The organism is Pseudomonas sp. ASL4, assembly GCF_056680395.1.
Window position 1 is genome coordinate 1,751,683 of sequence record NZ_CM155280.1, and the last position, 25,892, is coordinate 1,777,574.

Below are 25,892 nucleotides of genomic sequence, written 5' to 3' on the forward strand. Positions count from 1 at the left end.
CTCGCAAGGCTAAAAGAAATCGGTGCGATTACCCGAGCGAGCGCGAGGCAGCTCATAGCGTCAGGTAACTGATCAGTCGGCTCAACAGGCCCAAACCAATGGTCACTGCCAGCACCACCACCAGGAGCATCCACGGCCTGAAAGGCCGGCGCTCGACTTGGTGTTGGGACAAGTGCAGGTACTCTTCGACATGCTTCTGGTCGTCGGGGTTCAGGCGGCTGGTCATATTAGGCCTCGTCAGGGGAGTAGACGTTGCTGAATGTGTAGAAGCTACAGGCAGATTTAACGAACGTTGAACGGAGCATAGCCGCTGTCCGGGATGGGCTCGACACTCACCGTATCGTCCAGTCGAATGATTCCACTTTGTATCACTCGGGCGGTGATTCCGCCATGGCCGCGAACGGCCTGAAATGTCCCGGGGCCGAGGTTGTTTTGAAGACGTGCGCAAGGTTGGCACCAGCCGGTGGTTTCGAAAATCGCCTGGCCGATTTTGAAGCGACGTCCCTTGAGGCTGAACAGGTTAATACCGCTGATAGCGAGGTTGCGCCGCAATTCATCAGGCAGCACCGGTTTTTCGTCCGGGCGTCCCATCAGCGAACTGATCACAGCCAGATGTTCCCACTGAATCAGCGTCACTTGCCGCGCATTGCGTACTCCGGGACGGGCGCGATCACCGGTCAGACCTGCCTCAAGTCGCGCTTCCACGGCATCCAGTTCGATCATCGGCACGTGAGGTTCCGGGCGCACACCGATCCAGCGCACGCGACCTTGTTGCGGCACTTCGGCAATCAATTTCTGCAACGGGCTCAAAGGCTGATCCCGACGTCGAAGACGATGCTGCGTCCCAAGTTGCTGCGCAGGAAATCCGGGGCATCCGGATGGGCAAAGAGCACGCGGGCGAACGTCGGGCCGACCAGCGATAACGAGCGCCAGCCTTGGCGCAGGTATTCGGTGGGTGGCGGGAAATGGCTGTTCAGGTCCAGCACTTCGCGCTTGAGACTGGCGAAGGCGATGATATCGAGCTCCCCCAAGTCCATCCCGCGTTCTTTGTAGTTGTGGGCTTTTTTGCGCAAGGTCGGCGCCAGTCTCAGCAAGAACTCATTGGCCGGAATGCGCCGGGGCTTGGCCTCGCGGCGCACCAGCGAACTCAGGGAAAACGCGCTGCGCCGACGTTGCAGTTCGTCGCGCCATTCGTCGTTGAGGCGCCGGCCTTCGTCGAGCACGAAGAACACCTCGAAACTGGCGTCCCGAAACAACACGTCCGGTGGCTCGCCGGCCGGGGCGAATTCGTCGGCGCGATAGGGAATGTTCAAGCCTTGCAGCAGGCGTTGACAGACCCAACGCTCACGCTCCCATTTGCGGGCATTGGACAGGAACGCGTTGGCTTGCTCGGCCGCGATGGTCAGCAGGCGTAAATAATCTGAGTCATCCATAGGCCCAAGCTTAGCGTTCAAATGTGATCTTAATAAATAAAGTCTTTCACAAGAGAAAAAGGCTGTCGTGATTTTCAGGGCTCTGCGCGAGGTGGGGCTTAGGAAGCAATTGGCTCGATTCTTCCTGGGAGCCTCAGATCATTGAGGGATTATTACCCTCGATCGTCTGGAGGAATGTGTGGTTCATTTACACGCGAGCAACTTTCTCCGAGCTTGGTTGCCTGGTCGTGTATGAAGGGGGTGGCACCTCCTGGCGCCGCCGCCCTTCAGAGACATATCTTGCTAGCTCATACGGAGCGCGGCTGACAGGTTTTTGCCGCTGGTTAACTGACGGGTGCTGAGCGAAAACGACCTGACAGTCTTGGTTTTATCGCGCCGCCGCTGTTTTCAGTTCCCACGGTTTAAAACTCAGCCACAACAACACCCCCGGTATCTGCAACGCAATCATCACTCCCAGCGACCACTGATAAGCCTCCACGGGGTGCCCTTGCCCGGTTGCCGGCCACAGGTTCAGAATTTCCCCCATCAACCACTGCAGGACGAACGCCAGCACGAACACCACCAGATTGAACGACGAACTGACCCGCCCGGCCAGTTCAGGCGATACCGACTGAGCCACGATCGCGTAGTTCATGGTGGTGGAGGTACCGAAGAAGCTGAAACCCATAGCAATCAGCAGCGGCGATACAGGCAGTCCGCTGATCATCAGCGATTGAAATACGATGAAGATCGAAACCCCGGCGCCGCACACCATGATCGGCTGCACGCCAAAGCGCCGCAGGTAGTCGGTGATCGAGCCGAAGGCCAGCGAGCCTGCCACCATCGCCACGGTGCCCCAGAGCAAGGTATTGGCCATGCTGGACTCGTTCAACTGGGCGACATCGCGTAGCCACGGTCCCATCCAAAGCGACAGCACCGACATGTAGATCGCATGGGCAAACACCGAGTACAACGCCAGTCGCCAGAATACCCAGGAGGAGTAAAGCGTCCCCACGGCCTTGGACATTTCGGCGAGAGTGGTGTGTTTGGGTTTGTAGGTGCGCGGCACGCTGAGATGAATGACCACGCAGACGAACAAAGTCAGCAGCGCCAGAATCAAAAATGCTTCACGCCATGAGATCCACTTGAGCAGTTCATGCAACGGCGTGGTGGACGCCATGGCACCCAGGCCGCCTACCGATAACAGGCACGCCGTACTCAGCGGCAGGCGTTCGACCGGCAGCCAGATGGCGCACGCCTTGATCGCACTCATCAGCGAACCGGCAACACCCAGGCCGATCAGGCCGCGACCAATAATCAGACCCAGTTCGGTATGGGAGAAGCTGAAAATCAGCGAGCCCAATACAGCGAACAGCAGCATGGGGGCCTGCACGCTGCGCGGACCGTAGCGGTCGAGCATGACGCCCAGCGGAATCTGCGCCGCGGCGAAAGTCAGAAAGTACACGCCGGTCAGCAGGCCCAGGCTGCTGGCGGGCAGGTGCAGTTCCCGTTCCAGATCCACGTAGATCAAGGCGTTGACAGTACGAAACAGGTAAGACACAAAATGCCCGAGGCCAAAGGGGACGAATATGGTCAAAAACAAGTATAAAAATGTGTGTTTGACTTCCTGATCGGCCTTGGCGCAAGAACCTATATTCTCATTGCTCATGTTGGAAGAGCCTCGCATGTGGAAAAGGTTGTGCGTATTTCACAGCAGAAACGCCCCCGCTCTTCTTCAAGCCAAAGCTCATCGGGGCGCGGCCGCATTTCCGAGAACTTCACCTGACCGGCGTTCTTCAACGCGTTGGTGATGCCGTCGAAGGACAACGGGTTGTCGAAGTCGAGAAACAACGGTTTGGGTTCGGTATCGATTTTGACGAAGGCATAACGGGGCAAGCCGTGATCGGCGGCCCAGGCACGCCATTGCAGTGTGTGTTCAAGCTCGTCGACCGAGCCCTTCGGCTCGGGCAGACAGTCGCTGGCGAACAGCCAGGAGGCGCGCTTGTAGAGGGTGCGGCCCAACCAGATACGTCGGCGCTCGTGTTTGGCCACTGCGCTGCCGGCCAGGGCGAAGCCCAGCCGATGCATTGGGGTGGAATACACGCACAGCAAGTCTTCACTGAACTGCCCCAGGGCATCCACCACCTGTAGGCGCCCCTCCACCCGCAGCACTTTTGCCCTGCCTGCGGCAAATTGCTGGTTCGGCGCGACACAACCGCCACCCGAAGGCAGCACCAATTGCAGGTACGTGGGCTGTAACGGCCAGTCGATGTGCGAACGTTGGTAACTGTCGGGCGAGTCCGCCAGCACCAGACGAGGGCGTTGGAAAATCGCCTCTACCTGTTGGTTTATCTGAATATTGAACGGTCCGAATGGCGCGGCAACGGGCTGGCTCAGCGTATGGACTGCCGGATGCACTTCACCCACGATGATTTCGTAGTCGCCGCGATTGAACGCCGCCACCGACGCACTGGAAAGCAGGATGTCCGGAGAGTGATAGTCGCTGCCAAAGACCTCGAAGCCGGCGACATCCAGATCGACGTTCAACAGGGCGATCAGGCGTTCGATGTCGCCCGCACACAGTTGCACCTCGGGGGCTGGGAAGTCCTGCAGCAGTTGCGTCCAGGCTGTTTCCAGGCGCTGATCGAGGTCGAGGATGAGGCGCGCTTCAAGTGCCGGCAACAGAGGTGCAAGGGTGTTGAGCAGGTCGAGAAAATCTACAGGCTGATCGGGACTGGCAGCCTGGCGCTGCTCCCAGACTTCAATGAACGCTTCATTGAGCTGATGCGCGATGGCTTTGATCAGCCACTGATTGATGTGCATCAGCGGCGCCAGCTCTTCGTTGACCTGGCTGAGCATTGCTTGGCCGAGGCTGATGTCCAGGTTTCTCGAACAATCTTCGTACACCGGATAACGGCCGATATACATGGCGCCGGTTTCCCGGCTGAGGTCGACCCCGGCCTCTCCGAGCACTTGGTTCAAGCTCTCCAGGCATTCGGTCCGGCGCAGCAGGTCGCCGTGGGCATAATCACGGCGTAAGCCTTCCAATACTTCAAGGCGCGATTGCCAGCTCTGGCCGAACTCAGCGCAGACTCCCGCGTTGGTCAGGCAGCGCTGCAGCCGCACGATGGGGTTGCGCTCGCGAGGCGATATTTGCCAGCCTCGGCGCACGATCCGTTTGCTTATCAGGTGTTCCAGCAGATCGTGCAACGTGCCGGGCGCGACGTCGGCACAGACGCTCGATATCCCGGCAAAAGTCGGTTCCCGCCCCTGTTGGTCGCTGATGTACTGCAGTACCTGCGCGGTTTGCGGGTTGAGGCGCTGGCTTTTGCCGATCGGCATGAACAGGACCTGTCCTTGCAGATAGCAACCGGTATTGAGCTGCAACGGCATGCGGTCGGTGTCTGGACATTGCCGGTTGATCTGTTCGACCAGTCGCTGCACCACCCAATTCTCGAAGAAGGTGTGGCGCTCCTTGATCCACGCCCTGTCACCCTGGGTCAGACGTACATTGTCAGTCTGGTGGGCATCGAACCGGCCCCAGGCCAAAGGTCCGAAAAAACTCGAGGTATCGTTCTTGGCGCAAAAACGTTGCGCGTAACTCCAGCCCAAACGCAGCTTCTGCTTTTTGCGGGTATCGTTTCTGCTGTACCGATCCCGGACCAGCTCACTGATGCGTGTCATCGCCGAGGGGTTGGATATGAACAAGGCCTCGGCCACCGCGTCGTCATCCAGGAAGTCGATCAGCCCTTGGCGGGCACTTTCCAGGTAGGCGTCATATTCCTGGGCGGCCTCTTCACGTGCCGCAGTCCGCTTCAATAAACCGTTCCAGTGCTGCAAAGGCTCGGCCAATGACTCGCGCAGTACTTGCGGCAGGTCAGAAAGTTGCAGGACTTGGTGCTCGTTGAGTTTGCGGATAAGTTTGCGGCAGGCCTGGGGCGAGTGCGAGTTGGCCTCCTCAAGCAGCGTTGCCTTCAACGCCTGCAATGAGCGGAAGTCTTGTTCAAAGACGCGGCACGATGGCAGGTCGGCGAACCGGCCCAGATCCGTCAAGTGGTGAATGGGAAAACCGGTCGAGCGCAGCCAGAAGTACTGTGAGCTTTCCATATTCTAGACCGGCATCCTGATGGCGTTGAGTTGTTGCAATTTACCGAGCAATGCCAGGTCTTCGCCGCTGGGTTGCGCGGCGTCGGCGCAACTCAGCATCTGCATCAAGGTGACGAGCGACTGCGGTTGCTCCAGGCATCGATACAGGTGCGCCGCGCGCGGGCTGATGAGCGTGAATTTGTGGCGGGCCTCGGGGTTGGGCAAATACACCAGGATGTGTTGGCTGGTTTCTTCCGGGCTGCTGCGCCCCAGCAGGCTTTTATCCCGCAACCAGTGCGACAGCGCATAGCGGCTCTGGTAAATGCGCGCACCATCAGTGCGCTGATAATGGCCGGGCACGACGGCGCTGATTTCCACCAATCCGGTGTAGAGGCGCACACATTCGCGCTCAAGCCCCATCAGGTCACGGATTTGCGGGTAGGGCGCGAGTTCCTGGCGTTCGAGCATAAAGCCCAGCGCCGCATCGCAATAGCCATAAACCCGTGGCCCGTAATCGAACCAATTTTGTTGGCGCAAAAAGGCCTTGGACAATGCCGGCAGATCCAGCCCGATGTTGAGCAGTGCGCGCAACGTCAGCGGGGCACCGGTTTCCAGCGCATTGATAAACGAATTGACCAGGCGGAACTGATAGTTCTCGACGAACCATTTCACCCGCTCAAACTGACTGGCATAGGCCTGCAGAATCGCCCGCTCGTCATCGGGAAAATGTTCCAGCCATTGCGTCGCGCCCTGAGCGTCGTACAACTGCTGCTGCAGTGTTTCATCGCGAAGCAGGCGTCGCCACAGCTTCCAGACCTGCTCAGCATCCATGCGTCAGTTCCTTTACCGGTGTTGTGTAGTGATTCCAGATTTTCTGTGCGCGCCGCACATCGCTGACGATCATGTGTTCGTCGTTGGCGTCCATCACGCGTGTGAGCGCATGGTGGGCCTGCCCCTGGTATTCCAGGATGATCGCCGAAGGCTGGGTGCGGGACATCAGATCCTCGTATAGATCCCAGACAGGTTCGGGCACACACGAGTCATGCCAGTCGTGGTAAAGCCCTTCGTGCCAGCTGCCGCCCGCCAGATGCACCGAGATCACCTTGTCCAATGGCAAGGTGTCGAGGTAGTCGCGCAAGTCGAAATTTTTCAGGTTCAAGTGATTGGTGTAGATGTTGTGCAAGTCCAGGTGCAAGAAGGTTCCGGACTGCTGCACGAGCCTGGCCAGGAACTCGGCTTCACGCATTTCCGCGCCCGGGCATTGCAGGTAATAGGCGGCGTTTTCATGGGCCAGCGGCATTCCGTAACGGGCCTGCAACGTCTTCGCGCGTTCGGCGCAACGGAGCACCTCGGCATTGGAAAACTGCAGTGGGCTGCTCCAGATATCCAGCCAGGAGTTGTCGCCATAAAAACAATGGTTGGCAACCCATGGGCTGTTCAACATCTTGGCCAAGGGCACATGGCGTTGCACGGCGGCGGTTTCTTCGAGAGGGCTGAAACCGAAGTCGCAACCGTAATTGGAATGCGCCAGCAAGGTGAACTTCTCCGCCAGCCGATTGATCATCGCCTGGGCTGCGGGCCTGATAATCTGCGGGCCATCCATGGGGGCCATGATGTTGTCGAGAAGGATTTCCAGCACATCGACTTCGATGTCCTCAAATGGAAACCAGTCGAGAATCTCGGGGTTGTACTGGATACCCACACCAATCGGTTCGGGCTTAACGAAATGAGCCATGTGGTTGCCCAGTCAGAGAAAGAGGACGGCTCCCTCGACGTAACGCCGAGGAAGCGCGATGCGATCAGGCGAAAACTTTGCTTTCGATGATTTCGATATCGTCGAGGTCGAACTCCTCGAACGCCGTTTCGTTGAGGGCTTGCGGTGCGACGTTGGTGGTGGATTCGGTGGTGAGTTCATCCGTGTTGGCGATAGCCGGGGTCACTGTAGATTGAGTCATGACACTGTCCTTATGGGTGGTTGAAAAGGCGAATCAAGGTGGCTGCGGTGAAGCACCAGGCGACTACCCAGCCCAGGCAGGTCAACAGGAATGTGCCCCAGTAGAGCCTGCGCAATGCAGGGGGAACCGTTTCCAGCGGCGCGGTGCGCCAATGGCGCTTTACATGGTTGAAAGCGCGCTGACGCAGGCGTGGTTGCCCGAGCACTTCGGTAATCGCCAGGTATGTGTCGCCATTGAAGATGGGCAGCAGCGTCGGTACGAGGGAAATGAACGATGCCACGATCATCACCACAAAAAGCGCCGGTAAACCCCCTTGGGTATCACGGAACATTGCCCACAGGGCTATGCCCACTCCGGCATAAAGCAGGCTGACCAAGGGACCTGCCAGGATGGTGATCACCCGCTGGTTGAGCGGCAGCTGCGACCATTGCGACTGCACCGGACGTACCCAACCGGTGGCCAGCAACACGTAGATGCCGATGCCGAAATCGTTGACCTTGACCCCATAGTGACGACAGGCCATCGCGTGCCCCAATTCGTGAAGGGCGATGGATGTCAAAATGACCGGGAAGTGCCAGAGCAACCAGCGGTAACTGTGGATATAGGTCTCGCCCGCATCGGCCATGAACGTGTCGAAGTGCGCGCCCAGGTACACGAAGCTCGCCAGGGCGAGGGCCAGCAACGGCAAAATGAATGCCGCGCGACAGCACCAGGGCGCCCACCGGTAAATATGATCGAGCAATCGCTGCGGGTCAGTTTTCACCAGATTAATCAGCAGATGCTCTTTTAGCGGACCGTAGGTGATGCCCGTGGCGGGGTCGCGCAGGTCCTTTTTATGATCGGTTTGCTCGCTGCTCAGCAGTTTCAGGTGGAGCAGCTTGCGCTCGAACTGCGCAAGCTTCTCAGGGCTGACCTTGATTCGATGCTGCGCAAGGGCGGCGTCGGCAATGTCTTGCTGGCTTCGCTGGCCATCGAAGAGCAAAGCGAGTGAGTACTCGGCCCGGCCCAGTTCAAAGCCAATATCATTACGAGGGTCGTAGAGGTTGTAGCGCCCCGCCCCCGAATCGGCTGGCGGCGGGGTCACGACCAGGTCATCCCTGAAGCAGGAATGGACTTGGGTGCTCGATTTTTCGAGGACACAGGCCGAGGCACTCATGCGCGGGCTCGCAACGCGTGCAGGCTGGGCATATAAGACTCCTGAAGCGCCTTGCGACCCTGGGCCTTAATGCTTTCGAGGTGTTCGGTGGCAGGCTGGGCACAAGCGCGCCCCAGCACGAACACCGCTCCCGGCCGAGTCGGCCCGCACACGGGCTCATGGGTGGTCCGGATCGGTTCCCAGCCATGCAGGCACATCAAGTACTCGATGCTGCTGGCACTCAGGTAACGGCGATGGTTATGGGTTAGAAACCCTTGCTCGATGCCATAGCCCAGCGCGCGACCTTCAATCAACAGCAACCCGTCCTCGGCACTGGCCTGTCGGCAAAGTTGCATGACTTGGTTGACGTCATGAACATGTTCCAGCGAACCATTGATGATGATCAGGTTGTAATCACCACTGGGGCTCATACGTTCGGCACCCACCAGGTCGATGTCCAGGCCGATATTTTTGCCGTATTCCACATAGGCCCTATCGGGGTCATTGCCTCTTACTGTCCAGCCCCGCTTAGCGAAGGGAATCATCAGGCCGCCGGCGGAACAACCGACATCAAGCATTTTGCCTTTGGCGGGAAGCACATCTTGCAAGTAGCGACACAGGTGTTCGCCACGGCGTACCTGGTCGAGAAAGAAGGCGCGCTCCGGTTCCGTATTGCCGAACAGGCTCAGGCGGTAGAATTTGTCGTAGTAAGCGCTGTAGAAGGCTTCATCGAAGCGGTATTGCTGGAAAATATGCCCACAATCCTGGCAACCGAGCACCGGCAATGCCATCGCCTGGTCACCGGGGCCCTGGACACTCTCCAGCAAAACCCAATGCTCTTTGGAATTGCACAGTTCACAATTCATTTTCTGCGCGCGAAATGTCTCAGGCATTTGCAGAAGTTGCAAATACTGTTGTTCTATAGTTGTATTCACGATGACATCCCGGTCACTTGATGCAGAAGAAACCTTCAAAGCAAATATACTTGAATATACTGGTTATATCCTTGAAGCCGGCCCGGGATAACATGTCGATATTGCCAGCCGTGGAGAAAGGTTCAAGTACACCTTTCAAACTTCTGGTTTTCGCCAGGATTTCATCGGCGTTATAACCTTGGTCGCGCTTATAATCTACATATAGGCTACTGAGGATGTCTTGAAAACGTGCATCTGGGCCACGTACTTTTTCAAACATGATAAAAGTGCCGCCCCAGTTCAAGGACTCGTAGATACGATCGAACAAGGCTTGGCGAATACGCGGGTGCACAAACTGGATAGTGTAGTAAGCAACTATCAGATCGCTTTTTTCGTAGGGAAAGGTCAGGATATCGTCGGTAATGAAGCTGACGTTGTGCTGCGGTGATGCACTCAAGAGCTCATTCGCCTTACGGGTCATGGCATCTTCTACATCAATGCCCACCCACTTCGCCGAGGCGCAGTGGCGCTGTGCAAGCTGCCGAGTAAGGGTGCCGGTTGAACTACCAAGTTCGTAGCAGATGCTATCGCTCTTTACAAAAAAGTCGCTGAGCGACAGCACAATGTCGTGTCCATCCTTATATTTAGGTACGGACTTCGATACATGCGAGTCAAAGTGCTGCGGGGTCGCGCCTCCGAAACTCCATGAGGCATTACTGGATTCTACGCCGTCACCGACGGTTTCGTAGAGAGTGGCAGGCGAAGTCATTTGGGAAGACATGTATGTCACATCCTTGTCCAATCACAATGAGAGCACGTTAGTGCAACGAGATTCCTTTCTTCTCGACGAGAGAATATCCAGTCTTAATTAGTGTGTCATCATTTTTCTACGGGAAATAACTACTTTATATGCACCAATTCAGTGCGCGAATCCGTGATAAAACGCGAAATTGTGCAATTCTGCTTTGGCGCCGGAGTTCTGACGCAAAACGACTCGATAAAACGAGAGCCAGGTCACAGACGCCACCGGAAACAGGCTTATTCAAACCTGGCAAGAAACCGGACTTGATCTGACCCTATTGTCTATCGGCTCCAAGGGGGCCATTCAAGGCAATGTCATGTTGTAGCGAGCTTTTAATACACGCGCGACGGTACACACTCTCCGGCCCCTTTAATCGGTAGCTGCTTTGGGCCGCGGACTAGGCATGCGAAACGGTCGATGTAGACTGGCAGTCGCTGCGCGTGTGCGCCTCAACTAAGGGAATGACGTGAAATATTGGCCGGTGTTACTGCTCAGTCTTCTGCCTCTTCTGGCCCAGGCGCTGGAGGTAGGCGAGCGATTGGCACCCTGGACCCTGCTCGATCAGTTCGATCAGGCCTACAGCCTCGACAACCAGACGCAGACGTTGCTGGTGGCACGCAGCATGAACGCCGCGAAACTGGCTGATGCCGCGTTACAAGGTCAGCCCAAGGGGTTTCTGGAGGCGCGACACACAGTATTCGTCGCTGACATCCAGCGCATGCCTCGGCTGATTGCAAAAATGTTCGCCGTGCCTGCCATGCGCGGCTACGCCTATCGGGTCATGCTTGACCGTGATGGCCGCGTGGCGCCGCGCTACCCCGGGGCTGTGGATAACGTGCTGTGGTTACAGCTCAAGGACGGTCAATTGGTTGAGCAGCACGAATACGCTAGCACTGCGCAATTGCGTGAGGCGCTGGAGAAGGTCCGGCCATGATAAGCGCCGAGCTGCTGTCACCGCAGAGCCTGACAGTCGGCTGGCTGATTTATGTGCCCGTGGTGATTTGGGCGATCTGCCGCGCTCCGTGGGTCGAGTTATTCTCCGACCGGCGTCGGCAGCATTTGCTGTTTGGCACGGTGTTCGCGCTGTTTATGCTGTGGTTGGTGCGACGGGATTTTGATACCGGCGTGTCGTATCACTTTATCGGCATGACGGCGGTGACGCTCTTGTTGGACTGGCCGCTGGCGATTGTCGGTGGATTGGTCGCGCAACTGGGGCTGGTGCTGCTTGGGCGACAGGATTTGGTGGCTGTCGGGGTGAATGGCTCGCTGCTGATTCTGCTTCCGGTTCTGGTCACCGAGTGCTGCGCGATCTTGGTGGAGCGGGCGCAACCGCGTAATCCCTTTGTGTATATCTTCGTTTCCGGTTTCTTTGCGGCGGCGCTGTCGGCATTGCTCTGTCTGCTGGTGGGGCTCTGGTTGCTGTGGTTCGACGAAATTTTTGCCATGCCGTACTGGCTGGAAGACTTCATCGGCTATCTGTGGCTGATCATCTTTCCCGAGGCATTCATCAACGGCATGGTGATCAGCGCATTGGTGGTGTTTTGCCCCGAATGGCTGGAGACGTTCAATCGCACCCGCTACCTTTCGGCACCGTGGAAAGACGACGACCCCAAGTCTTGATCCACATCAAATCCCTCAATCACTGACGCTTCCATGCTTCGGGAAACCTACAGGAGCATCGAAATGAGTGTCTACGAGTGGGCAAGGCAGGAGTTGCGTCACAGTCTGGATGCGGCGCAGGAAGTGGGGTTTGATCCGGGGTTGAGCCTGCGCGCCTTGCTCAGCGCGGTGGTGCAACAGAGCAAGGCGGTGCGCAGTGTCGAGGATCTGGCGGATGAGTTGCAGTTTCTCGCAGAGAACCTCGATGAAGGCCAGGACTACGGTTTTATGCGGCCCTGACTTTTGAGGATAAAGACTCGGTTCAGTGACGCGGCTCGAAGTCTTCGCTGAACAGGTCGTCCTCGGCATCCGGGCTGACCGGAATCTTGTGTTCTTCCGACGCCCAGGCACCCAGGTCAATTAGTTTGCAACGGTCCGAACAGAAAGGCCGGAACGTGCTGGTGGCGCTCCATTCAACAGGGGCACCGCAAGTTGGGCAGGTGACGACAGGGGGTTGGCTCATGACTGGCCTCCACGCAAAGTTAGGTAAAAGTGATGCAGGCGTTCGACCTCACTGTGCAGCCAGGCGAGGTCGCGGTCATTGACCACCACATCGTCGGCATGGCTCACGCGATCCTGCCTGTTGGACTGGGCCTTGAGGATCGCCTGAACCTGTTGCTCGCTGGTCTGATCACGCTGCAGTGTGCGTTTGATCTGCAGTTGTTCCGGGGCGTCGATCACTAAAACCCGTTGGGTCATGGCGTACTGCCCGGACTCGATCAACAGCGGCGACACCAGAATCGCGTAAGGCGATTGTGCCTTGGCCAGATGATTAACGATTTCCTCGGCGATCAGCGGATGCAGCAGCGCTTCGAGCCAGCGGCGTTCTTCCGGGACTTCGAAGATCAGCTTGCGCAGTGCGCCGCGATCCAGTTGCCCGTCGGCTTGCAGCACGCCGGGGCCGAAGTGCTCGGCGATCTTCGCCAGAGCCGGGCGCCCCGGTTCCACCACCCAGCGTGCGGCGTGATCGGCATCGATCACGTGCACGCCCAAGTCGATAAAGTGCTGGGCGGCCGCGCTTTTACCGCTGCCGATGCCGCCGGTCAGGCCGAGAATCCAGGGTTTTTCCACGGGGGTATTCATTTAAAACCGACAAACTGCCAATAGAAGTCGGTTATTTGACCACCCCAGAGCAAGGCAATCCAGCCGGCAATTGCCAGATAGGGACCAAAGGGGATCGGCGTCGAGGTTTTCGCGTCCCGCAGGCGCAACAAAATCACCCCGAGAATGGCGCCCACCAAGGATGACAACAGGATCGTCAGCGGCAGGATCTGCCAACCGCCCCAGGCCCCCAGCATCGCCAGCAACTTGAAGTCCCCGTGCCCGATGCCATCCTTGCCGGTGATCAGCTTGAACAGCCAGAACACCGACCACAGCGCCATATAGCCGGCCACTGCGCCCCACAAGGCATCGTGCAGCGGCACGAACAGGTCGAAGCTGTTGACGATCAGTCCCAGCCACAACAGTGGCAGCACCAACACATCGGGCAACAGTTGATGTTCGGCATCGATCAGGCTCATGGCCAGCAGGCCCCAAGTCAACACCAGCACCAGACAGGCAGGCCAGCCGAAACCGAAATGCCAGGCGATAAATGCCGAAAGCATACCGCAGGCCAGTTCGGTCAGCGGGTAGCGCTTGCTGATCGGTGTTGCGCAGTTCGAGCAACGGCCACGCAAAAACAGATAGCTGAGCACCGGGATGTTTTCCCAGGCACGGATTCTGTGGGCGCAGTGCGGGCACTGAGAGTGGGGCAGCATCAGGTTGTAGGTCGGCAGGGGCGTTTCGCCGGGCAGGCCCAATACATCGTGGGCTTGCATTCGCCATTCCCGCTCGAGCATTTTCGGCAGGCGCCAGATCACCACGTTGAGGAAGCTGCCGATCACCAGGCCGAGTATCAGGGCAGTGATCACGAAGGCCAACGGATAGAGACTCAGGTATTCATTCAAAGGCATGTCAGACCGCTGAGCCGAGTTGGAAGATGGGCAGGTACATGGCAATCACCAGCCCGCCGACGATAACCCCCAGCACCACCATGATGAACGGCTCCATCAGGCTGGTGAGGTTGTCGACCATGTTGTCCACTTCGTCCTCGTAAAAACTGGCGACCTTGTCGAGCATGTCGTCCAGGGCGCCGGACTCTTCGCCAATGGCGGCCATCTGGATCGCCATGTTCGGGAAGATGCCGGAAGTGCGCATGGCGAAATTCAGCTGCATGCCGGTCGACACGTCCTGCCTGATGCGCAACACCGCGCGTTTGAACACGATATTGCCGGTTGCGCCGGCCACCGATTCCAGGGCATCTACCAGTGGTACGCCGGCGGCGAACGTGGTCGACAGCGTGCGCGCGTAACGGGCTACGGCGGACTTGTACATCAGCGTGCCCACCAATGGCAGTTTCAACAGCCAGGTGTCCATCCGGTCGCGAAAAACCTGAGACTTTTTGAAGGCGCGACGCACGCCGTAGATCGCCACGACCAATGCGCCGAGGATCAGCCACCACCACTCCTGCATGAACTCCGACAGGCCGATCACCATCAGGGTGAAGGACGGCAGTTCGGCGCCAAACCCGGCGAACACCGTTTTGAATTGCGGCACCACTTTGACCAGCAGAATGCCGGTGACGATGATCGCGACGAACACCACGGCCAGTGGATACGTCATGGCTTTCTTGATCTTGGCCTTGAGGCTTTCGCTCTTTTCCTTATAGGTGGCCACCCGGTCCAGCAATGTATCCAGGGCGCCGGCCTGTTCACCGGCGTCCACCAGGTTGCAGTACAACTCATCGAAATATTGCGGCTTCTTGCGCAGCGATGCCGCGAAGCTGTTGCCCGCCGCGACTTCTTGTTTCACCTCGTCCACCAGCTTGCGCATGGCCGGGTTTTCGAAGCCTTCGCCGATGATGTCGAACGACTGCAACAGCGGCACGCCGGCCTTCATCATGGTCGCCATCTGTCGAGTGAACAGCGAAATGTCCTGAGCCTTGATGCGTTTGCCGAAGTTGAAAATCGAGGCGGATTTTTTGCGTATCTTGCCCGGATTGATGCCTTGCTTGCGCAGCTGCGCCTTGATCAGTGCCGGGTTCTGACCGCTCAGTTCGCCGGTCATTTTCGTGCCTTTCTTGTCCGTGCCTTCCCAGGCGTACACGCTGATTTTTGCTGCCTTGACCGCCATGTTCAGTCCTTGGTGACCCGGTTGATTTCTTCCAGGCTGGTGATGCCTTGCATGGCCTTGATCAGGCCCGAAGTACGCAGGTCGTTGAAGCCGTCCTTGCGCATCTGAATCTCGATTTCCAGGGAGTTGCCTTCGGCCATGATCAGCCGTTGCAGTTCTGGTGTGTTTTTCACCACTTCATAGATCCCGATTCGTCCTTTGTAGCCGTTGTTGCAGAGATCGCAACCGACCGGCTCATAGATCGTGAACGAGCCGATGCGTTCCTCGGGGAAGCCTTCCTTGATCAGCGTTTCCCGGGGTATTTCGATGGCTGTCTTGCAATGGCTGCACAGTTTGCGCGCCAGGCGCTGGGCGATGATCAGGCTGACCGAGGTGGCGATGTTGAAACCCGGAATGCCCATGTTGTGCAGGCGAGTCAGGGTTTCCGCGGCGCTATTGGTGTGCAGGGTCGACAGTACCAAGTGGCCGGTCTGAGCAGCCTTGATCGCTATTTCTGCGGTTTCCAGGTCGCGAATCTCGCCGACCATGATCACGTCCGGGTCCTGACGCAGGAACGAGCGCAACGCCTGGGCGAAATCCAGTCCCTGCTTGGGATTGACGTTCACCTGGTTGATGCCTTCCATGTTGATCTCCACCGGGTCTTCGGCGGTGGATATGTTGATGTCCACGGTGTTGAGGATATTCAGCCCGGTGTAGAGCGACACGGTTTTGCCCGAGCCGGTGGGGCCGGTGACCAGAATCATCCCTTGTGGCTGCTTGAGGGCGGCCATGAACAGGGCTTTCTGGTCAGGTTCGTAGCCGAGGGCGTCGATGCCCATTTGGGCGCTGGACGGGTCGAGAATCCGGATCACCACTTTTTCGCCCCACAGGGTCGGCAGGGTGTTTACCCGGAAGTCGATGGACTTGGTCTTGGACAGGCGCATCTTGATCCGCCCGTCCTGAGGGCGCCGCCGTTCGGAAATGTCGAGGCTGGCCATGACTTTCAGCCTGGCGGCGATCCGGCCGGCCAGTTGAATCGGTGGCTTGGCGACTTCGCGCAGAATGCCGTCGGTGCGCATCCGTACGCGGTAGGTTTTTTCGTAGGGCTCGAAGTGCAAGTCGGAAGAGCCGCTCTTGATCGCATCGAGCAACATCTTGTGGACGAAACGCACCACCGGCGCATCATCCGCATCTTGCCCGGCGATGGAGTCCTGATGCCTGTCGTCGAACGATTCGACTTCCACTCCATCAAGATCAACGTCGGCCATCTCTTCGAGGCCGGTGGCGTGGGTGTCGAAGAATTTCTCGATGGCGTCGCTGAGCTTGTCGTCCTCGACCAGAATTGCTTCGGTGCTCAGCCCGGTGCTGAACTGGATGTCGTTGATCGCCTGGTGATTGGTCGGGTCGGAAATCCCCACGAACAGTTTATTGCCACGTCGCCAGAGGGGCAGGGCGTGATGCTGGCGGACCAGTTTTTCGCTGACCAGGCCTTTGGGCTGGGTTTCCTTGTCGAGGCAGTTGAGGTCCAGCAGGGCCATGCCGAAATGTTCCGAGGCGATCTCCGCCACTTGCCTGCTTCTCACCAGTTTGTTCTGGACCAGATAACTGACCAGGGAAATGCGATTGCGTTGGGCTTGCTGATACGCCTGTTGCGCGCTTTTGTCAGTGAGCAGTTCGGCCAGCACCAATTGCTTGGCCAGGCCGCTAAGGGCGATGTCGTTCATGGGGATACCGGACGCAGACAGTTCATGACTTATAGCCTAGTCAAGGGATGCAGCGAAACCAGCGGCGTTCAGGTGACAAAAAGTGTCAGATAGTGCGGTTACCGGGGGTAGGAGAGGGCGTTGTTGTCACGCCGCGCCCTGTGGGCAGGGCCCGGCAGGTTTGGCATGGAGCGTGCTGGGGCTTATTCAGATCATGAGATTCCGACTCATGCATGGAGCTTGTCTATGAACACTCAAAAAGGTTTTACCCTGATCGAGCTGTTGATCGTGGTGGCGATCATCGGGATTCTGGCGACGTTTGCGTTGCCGGCTTATACCAAGTACCAGGCGCGGGCCAAGGTGACCGCCGGGATCGCGGAAATTTCGGCGCTCAAAGTGGCTTATGAGGACGTGATGAATGCAGGTTCTGTGGATCCGACGCTAGCCAACGTAACGAACAGTCTAGCGGCCACACAGAACTGCACGCTGGCTGTGACGGGCACTGTAGCCACTGGCGCTGGCACCATTACTTGCACACTGCTTAATGCCCCTGCACCTGTATTGAGTAAGGTCATCACCTTGTCGCGCAGTGCGACCACAGGTTGGAGTTGTGCAACCACAGCTCTGGTCATGTACTCGACCCCGAGCTGCCCTGGCGCTTGATTCTCGCTTTGCCGGACCCGTACCCCGCCCTCAACGGCGGGGTATTTTTTTGTCTGCTGACCAGGCGATTACTCAAAAAGAGCGTAATGGGTTCAACCTTTTTTCGCGGTCGTTACGCAGGCAGGGAAACTCTCGACAATTCATGGCCTTAGGCCTGCGATAAAACCGGCAAGTTGCATGTACAGAATTTCATCTTCATGCATTTTGCATGATTGCGAAAATAGCCTGTTTTTATAACTTGTTGATTTATATAAAGTTAATTTGTTATTCGACGTTGGCACAGCGTTCGCAATATACCCAGTAACCCTGCTGAGAAGACATGCAGCAGACTTTCTAGAAAAACAGGAGTTACTCGTATGAAGAAGTTCGCTATCGCTGCTGCTACTGCAACCGCGCTGACCCTGACCATGGCCAACGCTGCATTCGCTCAGACCACCACCACTCAAGCCCCGATGACTCTGGCGGCCGGTGAAATGACCAAGGCTGAAGGCGCTACGTCCGATACCTGGATCACTACCAAAGTCAAAAGCGACCTGGTCACCGAAAAAGGCATTCCAGGCACCGACATCAAAGTTGAAACCAACAAAGGCGTTGTATCGCTGTCGTCGACTGTAGCCGTTACCGCAGCTCAGAAGACCACCGCTGTTGCCATCACCAAGAAAATCAAAGGCGTCAAAGCGGTTTCCGCTGACGGCCTGAAAGCCGAGTAAGGCAAGACTTCTCGCCTGGACTGGGAGAGGGCGCGGTAGGCGGGCCGAGCAATACGTCTGCCGCATCTGAGAGTTCATGCGAACGGCCACAAGGATGTGGTCATTACAGGCCTGCGACATTCGTGTCGCAGGCCTGTTCTATTGTGAGCGTCGCAAAAGCAAAAGATCGCAGCCTTCGGACGATCTTTTGATCTTCAGTTACCGCGTTTGCTGCTGATCGCTCTCAATCGATTACCCTCAAACCGCAGGTACTGATACATCCCGCCATTCGGTCCGTAGGTCCATTCCTCGACCTGAAACTCTTCCCGTCGGTTGGCGCTTTTTTTGTAGCCCAGCAGATCGCGGCTGACCGGTTCGCCACACTTTTGCAGCACCTCGCCGGACCTGTCCCCCACACTGACCAATTGACTGCCACAGCGCAGGGTATCGGCTGCGCTGGCCTGACTGGCAGCCATCGCCAGGGCCAGGCCGATCAGCAATGGTCTGATCATCACTCGGCGTCCAGGTGCAGTGGTGTAATCACCCGACCGTCACTTTGCGCTTCACCCAGGTTGGCGTCGATGAAGTACACGCGGTCGTCGGCCATTTGCGCCTTGTCCACCAGGAAGTCCTTGATGCTGCTGGCCCGTTCCTGGCCCAGTTGACGCAGCAGCACGTCGCTGGAACTCCAGAACTTGATCACGTCGGCGCGCATTTTGGCGGTGCGTTCTTCCTTGCCAAGGTCCTTCCATTCAGCCGGCGGTTGGGTCTTGAGGCGTGTGCGGTAAATCCCTTCCAGCAGCGGACCTTTCTCGCCATCCGGCACTTGCAGCAAGGACGCCTGGGCCGGGACTTTGTCGCCGCGACGCTGGAGCATTTTGTAGTAGTTGTACTGGTATTCGCGTTCCAGTCGTTGCTCGGCAATCAACGGACCATCGCTGCTCTGCGCAGCGGTGCCTTCGATTTCCAGGCGCAGGGCCGGACGTTCCTTGAGCGCGCCGGAGAGTTTGATCAGTGACGCTTCGGCGTCCTTGCTCAGGTCACTGGAGCCGGGTGCAAACGACACGGTACCGAGGTCTTCCGAACCGCCACCACTGATCAACCCGCCAATCAGTTTGAACGGCGCGGCGGCCGCCTTCACGATCAGGTTACGCAGGGTCTGCCAGACAATTGGCATCACACTGAACTGCGGGTTGTTCAGGTCGCCGGTCACCGGTAACTCGATGGAAATCTTGCCGTCGACGTCCTTGAGCAAAGCGATCGCCAGTTTCAGCGGCAGGCTCGTGGCGTCCGGGCTGTCGACTTTCTCGCCCAGTTGCAGTTGTTCGACCACGACCTTGTTTTCGGCCTTCAGTTGGCCCTTGGTGATCAGGTAATGCAGGTCGAGATTGAGCCGGCCCTTGCGGATGCGGTAGCCGGCGAACTTGCCGGAGTAAGGCGTCAGGGTGGTCAGCTCAACACGTTTGAAACTGGTGGCAATGTCGAGGCTGGCCATCGGGTCGAACGGATTGACCGCACCCTTGATGGTCACCGGCGCATAGCGATCGACCTTGCCCTTGACGTCGACACTCGCGGGTTTCGCCTGACGGCTGTCGATGGTGCCGATCGCTCCGTTGAGCTCTTGAACGGCAGTGGCGAAGTTCGGGGTCAGGCTGAAGTCGGCGAAGTTCGCCGAGCCGTCATTGATGGCAATGCCACCGACATGAATGCCCATCGGCTTGTCTTTGCTGGCCGCCGGTTTGGCCGCAGCACTTTTTGCACCGGAATCGGCGGGTTGCGGAATCAGCAAGTCATCGATGTTGGTGGTGCGGTCATCGTTGATCATGAAACGCACATAGGGCTGGAACAGGTTGACCTTGTCGATCGACAGGCTGTTGCCGTGCTGATAGTTCAGGCCTTCGAGCACCAGTTGCTGCCACTTGAGGAAGTCGCGGGTCTTCAGGGTGTCGAGGGTGTGCAGTTGATCGACCTGGGCCCGCCCGGTCACGCTGAACGCCAGTGGATCGGTGCTTTTCAGGTCCACTGCCAGGTCACTGCCGAGCATGCCGCTGCGCAGTTCCAGGCGAATGAATGGGGTGATGTAGGACTGGGCGACTCGCAGGTCGATGTCTTTGGTTTGCACTTTCAGCTTGGCACTGACCGGCGCCAGATTGACCTGGCCGTCGGCCGTGATCTTGCCTTGCTTGCCCACGCCGGTGTCGAGCTTGAGGTTGAAAGGCGAGCCATTGAGGCTATCGAAGTTCTGCAAATCCAGGTTCAGCGGGCCGACTTCCAGCGCCACCGCCGGTTGTGCTTTGCGGTCGGCCAGATGCACTTGGTAGTCGCGCAGTTGCACGTCTTTGAGCAGCACCTGCCAAGGTTTGCTCGGTGGCGCCGGTTCAGGTTTGGGTGAATCGGCTGCTGCTGGAGTGCTTGTCGGTTCGGCTTTAGCTTTTACCGCTGCCTTGGACGGCTGGCTGGCGAACAGTTTCTGCCAGTCCAGTTGGCCATCGGCTTCCAGGGCCGCCCAGGTTTCGAGTTTGTTGCTGCGGATCTTGCCGACGACGACTTGCTGCTTGGCCAGGTCCACGGTGGTGTCACTGACGTCCAGGCGTTCGAGTTTCACCAGCGGCCGACCGTCCGGCGCGTTGATAGCAAAAGGCGCGACGCTGACCACAACGTTGCTCAGCAGCAGTTCGGTTCCCTTGTCCAGGTTGAGCTTGTAGTCGGTGCTCAGATTCAGGACGCCGTTCTGCAGTGCCAGCGGCAGCGCATCGCGTACGTATGGCCACCAGACTTTCATCTGGCCGTCGGTGACTTTCAACTTACCTTCGGAGGCGATCGGGATCAGACTGAAATTGCCGCTCCAGTCGATTTTCCCGCCTTCCGGGCCGGCCGCGACCAGGGTCATGTCGGCATTATCATCGGGCAGGGTGCTGAGGTTATTCAGCTCGAAATCGAGTTTGTCGTAAAGGAATTCGATGGGCTCGCTTGGGCGCGCATCCTGGAAGTGTACATAGCCGCCGGCCAGTTTGATTCGCTCTACCCGCAGCGGAAACGGCTTGGCGTTCGGATCGGCCGGGGTCGGTTCGCTGGCGGGTAGTTTGAACAGACCGAGCAGATTGAGTTTGCCGTCCTTGCCGAAAAGGATTTCGGTCTTGGGTTTGTCCAGTTCGATATCGGACAAGTGCAGAGCCTTGGTCCAAAGACTGTCGATCTGCAGGTTGGCGTACAGACGTTCAAAGCCGACCTGTTCCTTGCCCGGTTCACCGATGACCAGGCCCCACAGAGTGACTTCAAGGCTGAAAGGGTTGAGTTCGATCCGCTGAATATGCGCGGGCATCGTGGCGTAGTTGGCCAGTTGCTGGTTGGCGATCCGCAAGGCGATGCCCGGCAAAATCAGAAACCCCAGCAGGCTGTAGAGGGCCAGGGCAGTCAGCAAGGCGCCGATAGCGCGAATCAATCCTTTGGGCATGTGCGGCTTCATTTGTCTGATCGGAGTGCCTTGGAGTATGGCACGCGTTTTCGGTTCAGAAGTACTTGCCGCTATTCAGGATTGTTCAGATTCTTTTGCAGGAACTTTTTCCTGAAGGATCAGAGTTGCAGGATCAGGGTTTTCAGCGGTGGCTGCTGATCCATCGACGGGAAGTCGCCGCCCGGTGTCATCACCGACCACTCTCGCACCGGCCGCCCGGCTTTCTCCGCACACCGCAGGACCTGGTCGCGCCAGTCGTCCATGCTGACTTTTGCCAGGTTGTTGCAGCAGATCAGCACGCCGTTGTCGGCGGTGGTCAGCAGTGCCGGCTTGAGCAGGCTCTGATAGTCGCGCAGCAGGTCGACGGTGCCGAACGCGCTCTTGGCCCAGGCCGGAGGATCAAGCAGTACCAGATCGTACTGACGTTGTTCCAGGCGTTGATAGCTAGGCAGTTTCTGCCCGCGACGCTGACTGATCGGCAGGCCGGCCAATTGACGGATCGCCGGGAAGTAATCGGACTGGGTGAATTCCATGGTTGGTAACTGCGGGTTGAGCAGACCGTTTTCGCGGCCGACGGCCAGGTTGCCCTCGGCAAAGTCCAGGTTGCAGATCTCGCTCGCGCCACCCGCCGCCGCACTCAGGCCGACGCCGCAGGTGTAGGCAAACAGGTTCAGTACGCTTTTGTTTTTGCTGTGCTCCTTGACCCAGCCGCGGGTGTTGCGCAGGTCGAGGAACAGCAGTGGGTCCTGCCCGGCGTGACGGCCGCGAACCCGATAGTTGAGGCCCCATTCGTGGCCGACCAGGTCTTGCAGGGCGGCTTCGTCGGCGCGGTAGACGGTGTCTTCGCGGTCGATGCGCGAATTGCCCCGGGAGCGGTCGTTGTAAACCAGCAGGGTGTCGAGGCCCAGTTGTTGATTGATCGTTTCGTGCAGTTGCAGCAAGTCATCGCGTTCCAGCGACTGGTGAAAACTTTGCACCAGCAATTGTGGGCCGTAACGGTCGATGGTCAGGCCGCCGGCGCCTTCCTGGCTGCCATGGAACAAGCGATAGCAATCGGTGCCCTGCTGATGCAGTTCGGCAAGCAGGTCCTGGCGATGGTCGAGGGCGGCGCGCAGCGCCTGAATCAAGGAAGACATGCTGGGCGCCTTGCAGGAGGGAATTTGGCGCGGGAGTTTAACAGCTTGGTGTGGACGAGGTGCATCCTGTGGCGAGGGGGCTTGCCCCCGTTCCAGTGCGCAGCACTGGCAAAATTTTAGTAACACTCTATATTTTGGGGCCGCTTCGCAGCCCAACGGGGGCAAGCCCCCTCGCCACAAGGTTAGCGGTTAGTTCAACAACCCCATCCGCCGCTTGGCCCGCTGCACTGAGCCATTGCGCATGGCCCAGCGCAGCATCGGCGCACTGCGTTTGACGCTGGCGCGGATCAGTTTGCGTTGCAGCGGGCTCTGGCTGACGCCGAGCATGTCACTGGCCCAGTCCGGCAGCAGGTCGATCCCGGCCTGCATCATCAAACCGCCAAACGGTTTGGCCAGGCGGCTGGGGGAGGGCGCGTTCAACAGCAATCGCAGGACTTCACGACTGCGTTCATCGCACAGTAATTGTGGGCGGATTCGCTCAAGGTACTCGGCCATTTCCTTACGGTTGCGCGGCACGTCACGAGCCCCGAGTCGTTCAGCAACCAGCGCGATTTCGCCGTAGTAACGGTCCTGATCCGCCAGGGACAGGTTCGGGTTGCGGTAACGCAAATGCGCAGCAAGGAAGTTGCTGACTTCGGCCACGTGCACCCACGTCAGCAAATCCGGATCGCTGGCGGCGTAAGGCCGACCATCCGGTGCGGTGCCGACCACTTGCAGGTGAATGGTCCGGACTTTCTCGATCAGCCAGTCGGCGTCCTTGCGCGAACCGAACGTGGTCCCGGCGATGAACTGACTGGTGCGGCGCAATCGGCCGATCATGTCTTCGCGAAAATTCGAGTGGTCCCAGACCCCGGCCAGGGCCAGCGGATGCAGGGCTTGCAGCATCAGCGCACTGATGCCGCCGATCAGCATGCTGCTGAAATCGCCATGAACTTGCCAACTCACCGAGTCGGGGCCGAACAGCCCGGGATCGCCCTTTGGGTTCTCCAGATCGAGCTTGCCCAAGGACAGACCGGTCAAGCTCATGAGCTGGGTTTCGATGCGGGTACGGATGAATTCCATGGCGACTCAGTGGTGGAAAAAAGGCGCGGCCATTAGTGGCCGCGCTAGGGTTATGTGTTCAGCCGCTTATCGATCAGGCCCTGCACCACGCTTGGGTCAGCGAGTGTCGAGGTATCGCCCAAACTGTCCAGCTCATTACAGGCAATCTTGCGCAGAATCCGCCGCATGATCTTGCCCGAACGGGTTTTCGGCAAGGCTGGCGCCCATTGAATCAGGTCTGGCTTGGCGAAGCTGCCGATTTCCTTGCTGACGTGAGCCAGCAGGTCTTTCTTCAGTTCGTCGTTGGGCTCGACGCCGTTCATGGGCGTGACAAAAGCATAGATGCCCTGGCCCTTGAGGTCGTGGGGGTAACCGACCACCGCCGCCTCGGCGATGCTGTCGTGCAGCACCAGGGCGCTTTCCACTTCGGCGGTGCCGATGCGGTGCCCGGACACGTTGATCACATCGTCTATACGCCCGGTGATCCAGTAGTCGCCGTCCTCGTCGCGTCGCGCGCCGTCGCCGGTGAAGTAGTAGCCGGGGTAGGGTTTGAAGTAGGTTTCGACCATGCGTTTCGGGTCGCCGTAGACGCTGCGAATCTGTGCCGGCCAGCTGGATTTGATCGCCAGCACGCCGCTGCCGGCGCCTTTGATTTCCTTGCCGTGCTCGTCGAGCAATACCGGTTGTACGCCAAACATCGGTTGGGTGGCGCAGCCCGGTTTGATTCGTTGGGCGCTGACCAGCGGGCTGAGCATGATGCCGCCGGTTTCGGTCTGCCACCAGGTGTCGACAATCGGGCAGCGTTGCTCACCGACCACGTTGAAGTACCAATCCCACGCTTCCGGGTTGATCGGCTCTCCGACACTGCCGAGTAATCTGAGGCTCTGGCGCGACGTTTCCTTCAACGGTTCGGGGCCTTCACGCATCAGCGAGCGCAGGGCCGTCGGCGCGGTGTAGAAGATATTCACGTGGTGTTTATCGATGACCTGCCAGAAGCGCGAGCTGCTCGGGTAGCTCGGCACGCCTTCGAAGATCAGCGTGGTCGCGCCGTTGGCCAACGGCCCGTAGACGATGTAACTGTGGCCGGTGACCCAGCCGATATCGGCGGTGCACCAGAAGACTTCGCCGTCGCGGTAGTCGAGCACGTACTTGAAGGTCATCGCCGCTTGCAGCAGGTAGCCGCCGGTGGTGTGCAACACCCCTTTTGGTTTGCCGGTGCTGCCGGAGGTGTAGAGGATGAACAGCGGGTCTTCAGCGTCCATCGGTTCGGGCGGGCAATCGTCGCTGACGTCGCGCAGGGCCTGGTGATACCAGAGGTCACGGCCTTCGACCCAGTTCACGTCACCCTGGGTGCGCTCGACCACGATCACGGTGCTGACGTCCGGGCAACTTTGCAGAGCCTTGTCGACGTTCGCTTTGAGCGGCACGAATTTACCGCCACGCACGCCTTCATCGGCGGTGATCACGGTGCGGCAGTCGGCGTCGAGAATGCGGTCGCGCACGGAGTCTGGAGAAAAACCGCCGAACACCACCGAATGCACGGCACCGATGCGCGCGCAGGCGAGCATCGCGTAGGCAGCTTCGGGGATCATCGGCATGTAGATGCACACCCGATCGCCTTTCTTCACGCCACGGCTTTTCAGTACGTTGGCCAGGCGGCAGACGTTGTGATGGAGTTTTTTGTAGGTGATCTGGGCGGATTCGACCGGGTCGTCACCTTCCCAAATGATTGCGGTCTGATCGCCCCGTTTTTCCAGGTGACGGTCAATGCAGTTGTAACTGACGTTCAACTGGCCCCCGGCGAACCAGCTCGCTTCACCGGTTTTCAGGTCATAGCGCTGGACGGTTTGCCACGGTTTGCTCCAGTCGAGAAAGCGCGTGGCCTGTTCGGCCCAGAAGGTGCTGGGGTGTTCGATGGATTGTCGGTACAGGCGCTGGTAGTCGTCCTGACTCAATTGGGCAGCCCGGCGCACGGCATCGGCTTTGGGGAACGTGCTGATATCGAACATGACGGTTCCTTATTCTTGTTTTGCGACAAGATAAAGATGCGCCGAGAGACGAAAGGGTTCAAGCCAGACACAAAACCAATGTGG

26 protein-coding genes are annotated in these 25,892 nt (G+C 58.3%); 5 read left to right on the forward strand and 21 right to left on the reverse strand.

Going from position 1 to position 25,892, the window contains the following annotated elements:
- Nucleotides 1–52: 52 nt before the first annotated feature.
- The 11 genes from AC1MEW_RS07940 to AC1MEW_RS07990 all read right to left on the reverse strand — a co-directional run bounded on the left by AC1MEW_RS07940 (nt 53) and on the right by AC1MEW_RS07990 (nt 10,283).
- The gene (locus AC1MEW_RS07940; RefSeq protein ID WP_007938396.1) at nt 53–226 is read right to left on the reverse strand and encodes a DUF3094 domain-containing protein; all 174 of its coding nucleotides are present in this window, start codon (nt 224–226) and stop codon (nt 53–55) included.
- 56 nt (nt 227–282) lie between these two features.
- A complete protein-coding gene (locus tag AC1MEW_RS07945; protein WP_480425951.1) occupies nt 283–810 on the reverse strand; it encodes an MOSC domain-containing protein in 528 nt (175 codons plus the stop codon).
- Complete coding sequence (locus AC1MEW_RS07950) at nt 807–1,433, reverse strand: DUF1780 domain-containing protein (protein ID WP_008154887.1); 627 nt, start codon at nt 1,431–1,433, stop codon at nt 807–809. Before AC1MEW_RS07950 ends, AC1MEW_RS07945 begins: the two co-directional genes overlap by 4 nt.
- Nucleotides 1,434–1,800: 367 nt before the next feature.
- Nucleotides 1,801–3,081, reverse strand: coding sequence for an MFS transporter (locus AC1MEW_RS07955; RefSeq protein WP_201255788.1), 1,281 nt, complete (start codon nt 3,079–3,081; stop codon nt 1,801–1,803).
- Complete coding sequence (locus AC1MEW_RS07960) at nt 3,078–5,519, reverse strand: lantibiotic dehydratase (protein WP_480425954.1); 2,442 nt, start codon at nt 5,517–5,519, stop codon at nt 3,078–3,080. Before AC1MEW_RS07960 ends, AC1MEW_RS07955 begins: the two co-directional genes overlap by 4 nt.
- A gap of 3 nt (nt 5,520–5,522) precedes the next feature.
- Nucleotides 5,523–6,329, reverse strand: coding sequence for a hypothetical protein (locus AC1MEW_RS07965; RefSeq protein ID WP_201255790.1), 807 nt, complete (start codon nt 6,327–6,329; stop codon nt 5,523–5,525).
- A complete protein-coding gene (locus tag AC1MEW_RS07970; protein WP_480425956.1) occupies nt 6,319–7,233 on the reverse strand; it encodes an MbnB/TglH/ChrH family RiPP precursor modification enzyme in 915 nt (304 codons plus the stop codon). Before AC1MEW_RS07970 ends, AC1MEW_RS07965 begins: the two co-directional genes overlap by 11 nt.
- Before the next feature lie 64 nt (nt 7,234–7,297).
- Nucleotides 7,298–7,453 carry a 3-thiaglutamate biosynthesis pearlin carrier peptide TglA gene (gene tglA, locus AC1MEW_RS07975; RefSeq protein ID WP_201255792.1) on the reverse strand — a complete coding sequence of 52 codons (156 nt, stop codon included), beginning with the start codon at nt 7,451–7,453 and terminating at the stop codon, nt 7,298–7,300.
- 10 nt (nt 7,454–7,463) lie between these two features.
- Nucleotides 7,464–8,609, reverse strand: a complete 1,146-nt coding sequence (locus AC1MEW_RS07980; protein WP_480425958.1) for a M50 family metallopeptidase — start codon at nt 8,607–8,609, stop codon at nt 7,464–7,466.
- Nucleotides 8,606–9,523, reverse strand: coding sequence for a class I SAM-dependent methyltransferase (locus tag AC1MEW_RS07985; RefSeq protein WP_347340448.1), 918 nt, complete (start codon nt 9,521–9,523; stop codon nt 8,606–8,608). Before AC1MEW_RS07985 ends, AC1MEW_RS07980 begins: the two co-directional genes overlap by 4 nt.
- Before the next feature lie 13 nt (nt 9,524–9,536).
- Nucleotides 9,537–10,283, reverse strand: a complete 747-nt coding sequence (locus AC1MEW_RS07990) for a methyltransferase domain-containing protein (protein WP_242486279.1) — start codon at nt 10,281–10,283, stop codon at nt 9,537–9,539.
- A gap of 487 nt (nt 10,284–10,770) precedes the next feature.
- Here AC1MEW_RS07990 and AC1MEW_RS07995 point away from each other — a divergent pair, with 487 nt between their 5' ends.
- The 3 genes from AC1MEW_RS07995 (at nt 10,771) to AC1MEW_RS08005 (ending at nt 12,203) form a co-directional block, all read left to right on the forward strand.
- Nucleotides 10,771–11,238, forward strand: coding sequence for an FAD/FMN-containing dehydrogenase (locus AC1MEW_RS07995; RefSeq protein WP_480425961.1), 468 nt, complete (start codon nt 10,771–10,773; stop codon nt 11,236–11,238).
- Entirely contained in the window at nt 11,235–11,924 is a 690-nt protein-coding gene (locus tag AC1MEW_RS08000) for an energy-coupling factor ABC transporter permease (RefSeq protein ID WP_201255795.1), read from the forward strand. Before AC1MEW_RS07995 ends, AC1MEW_RS08000 begins: the two co-directional genes overlap by 4 nt.
- A 63-nt stretch (nt 11,925–11,987) precedes the next feature.
- The gene (locus AC1MEW_RS08005; protein WP_201198044.1) at nt 11,988–12,203 is read left to right on the forward strand and encodes a hypothetical protein; all 216 of its coding nucleotides are present in this window, start codon (nt 11,988–11,990) and stop codon (nt 12,201–12,203) included.
- A 22-nt stretch (nt 12,204–12,225) separates the two neighbouring features.
- Here AC1MEW_RS08005 and yacG read toward each other — a convergent pair whose 3' ends face one another.
- From yacG to pilB, 5 genes are read right to left on the reverse strand one after another with little or no spacing between them, the layout of a single operon-like run.
- A complete protein-coding gene (gene yacG / locus AC1MEW_RS08010; protein WP_201194621.1) occupies nt 12,226–12,426 on the reverse strand; it encodes a DNA gyrase inhibitor YacG in 201 nt (66 codons plus the stop codon).
- Nucleotides 12,423–13,046 carry a dephospho-CoA kinase gene (coaE, locus tag AC1MEW_RS08015; protein WP_480425964.1) on the reverse strand — a complete coding sequence of 208 codons (624 nt, stop codon included), beginning with the start codon at nt 13,044–13,046 and terminating at the stop codon, nt 12,423–12,425. The genes yacG and coaE overlap by 4 nt, the downstream gene beginning before the upstream one ends.
- Nucleotides 13,043–13,915, reverse strand: a complete 873-nt coding sequence (locus AC1MEW_RS08020; RefSeq protein WP_480425966.1) for a prepilin peptidase — start codon at nt 13,913–13,915, stop codon at nt 13,043–13,045. The genes coaE and AC1MEW_RS08020 overlap by 4 nt, the downstream gene beginning before the upstream one ends.
- 1 nt (nt 13,916) lies before the next feature.
- On the reverse strand, nt 13,917–15,134 hold the full coding sequence (locus AC1MEW_RS08025) for a type II secretion system F family protein (RefSeq protein WP_201198041.1): 1,218 nt from the start codon (nt 15,132–15,134) through the stop codon (nt 13,917–13,919).
- Between the two features lie 2 nt (nt 15,135–15,136).
- Nucleotides 15,137–16,837, reverse strand: coding sequence for a type IV-A pilus assembly ATPase PilB (pilB, locus tag AC1MEW_RS08030; protein WP_201198040.1), 1,701 nt, complete (start codon nt 16,835–16,837; stop codon nt 15,137–15,139).
- 225 nt (nt 16,838–17,062) lie between these two features.
- On the opposite strand from pilB, the gene AC1MEW_RS08035 reads away from it, so the two are divergent.
- Nucleotides 17,063–17,479: a pilin gene (locus tag AC1MEW_RS08035; protein WP_480425968.1), complete on the forward strand. Its 417-nt coding sequence runs from the start codon at nt 17,063–17,065 to the stop codon at nt 17,477–17,479.
- A 356-nt stretch (nt 17,480–17,835) separates the two neighbouring features.
- Complete coding sequence (locus AC1MEW_RS08040) at nt 17,836–18,189, forward strand: BON domain-containing protein (protein WP_201198038.1); 354 nt, start codon at nt 17,836–17,838, stop codon at nt 18,187–18,189.
- Between the two features lie 194 nt (nt 18,190–18,383).
- Here AC1MEW_RS08040 and AC1MEW_RS08045 read toward each other — a convergent pair whose 3' ends face one another.
- The 5 genes from AC1MEW_RS08045 to acs form a co-directional block, all read right to left on the reverse strand.
- A complete protein-coding gene (locus AC1MEW_RS08045; RefSeq protein WP_201198037.1) occupies nt 18,384–18,680 on the reverse strand; it encodes a DUF2845 domain-containing protein in 297 nt (98 codons plus the stop codon).
- Nucleotides 18,680–21,622: a DUF748 domain-containing protein gene (locus AC1MEW_RS08050; protein ID WP_480425971.1), complete on the reverse strand. Its 2,943-nt coding sequence runs from the start codon at nt 21,620–21,622 to the stop codon at nt 18,680–18,682. The genes AC1MEW_RS08045 and AC1MEW_RS08050 overlap by 1 nt, the downstream gene beginning before the upstream one ends.
- A gap of 119 nt (nt 21,623–21,741) precedes the next feature.
- A complete protein-coding gene (locus AC1MEW_RS08055; RefSeq protein WP_480425973.1) occupies nt 21,742–22,758 on the reverse strand; it encodes a class I SAM-dependent rRNA methyltransferase in 1,017 nt (338 codons plus the stop codon).
- 189 nt (nt 22,759–22,947) lie between these two features.
- A complete protein-coding gene (locus AC1MEW_RS08060) occupies nt 22,948–23,820 on the reverse strand; it encodes an oxygenase MpaB family protein (protein WP_480425975.1) in 873 nt (290 codons plus the stop codon).
- Between the two features lie 50 nt (nt 23,821–23,870).
- Nucleotides 23,871–25,808 carry an acetate--CoA ligase gene (acs, locus tag AC1MEW_RS08065; protein ID WP_480425977.1) on the reverse strand — a complete coding sequence of 646 codons (1,938 nt, stop codon included), beginning with the start codon at nt 25,806–25,808 and terminating at the stop codon, nt 23,871–23,873.
- Between the last annotated feature and the right edge of the window lie 84 nt (nt 25,809–25,892).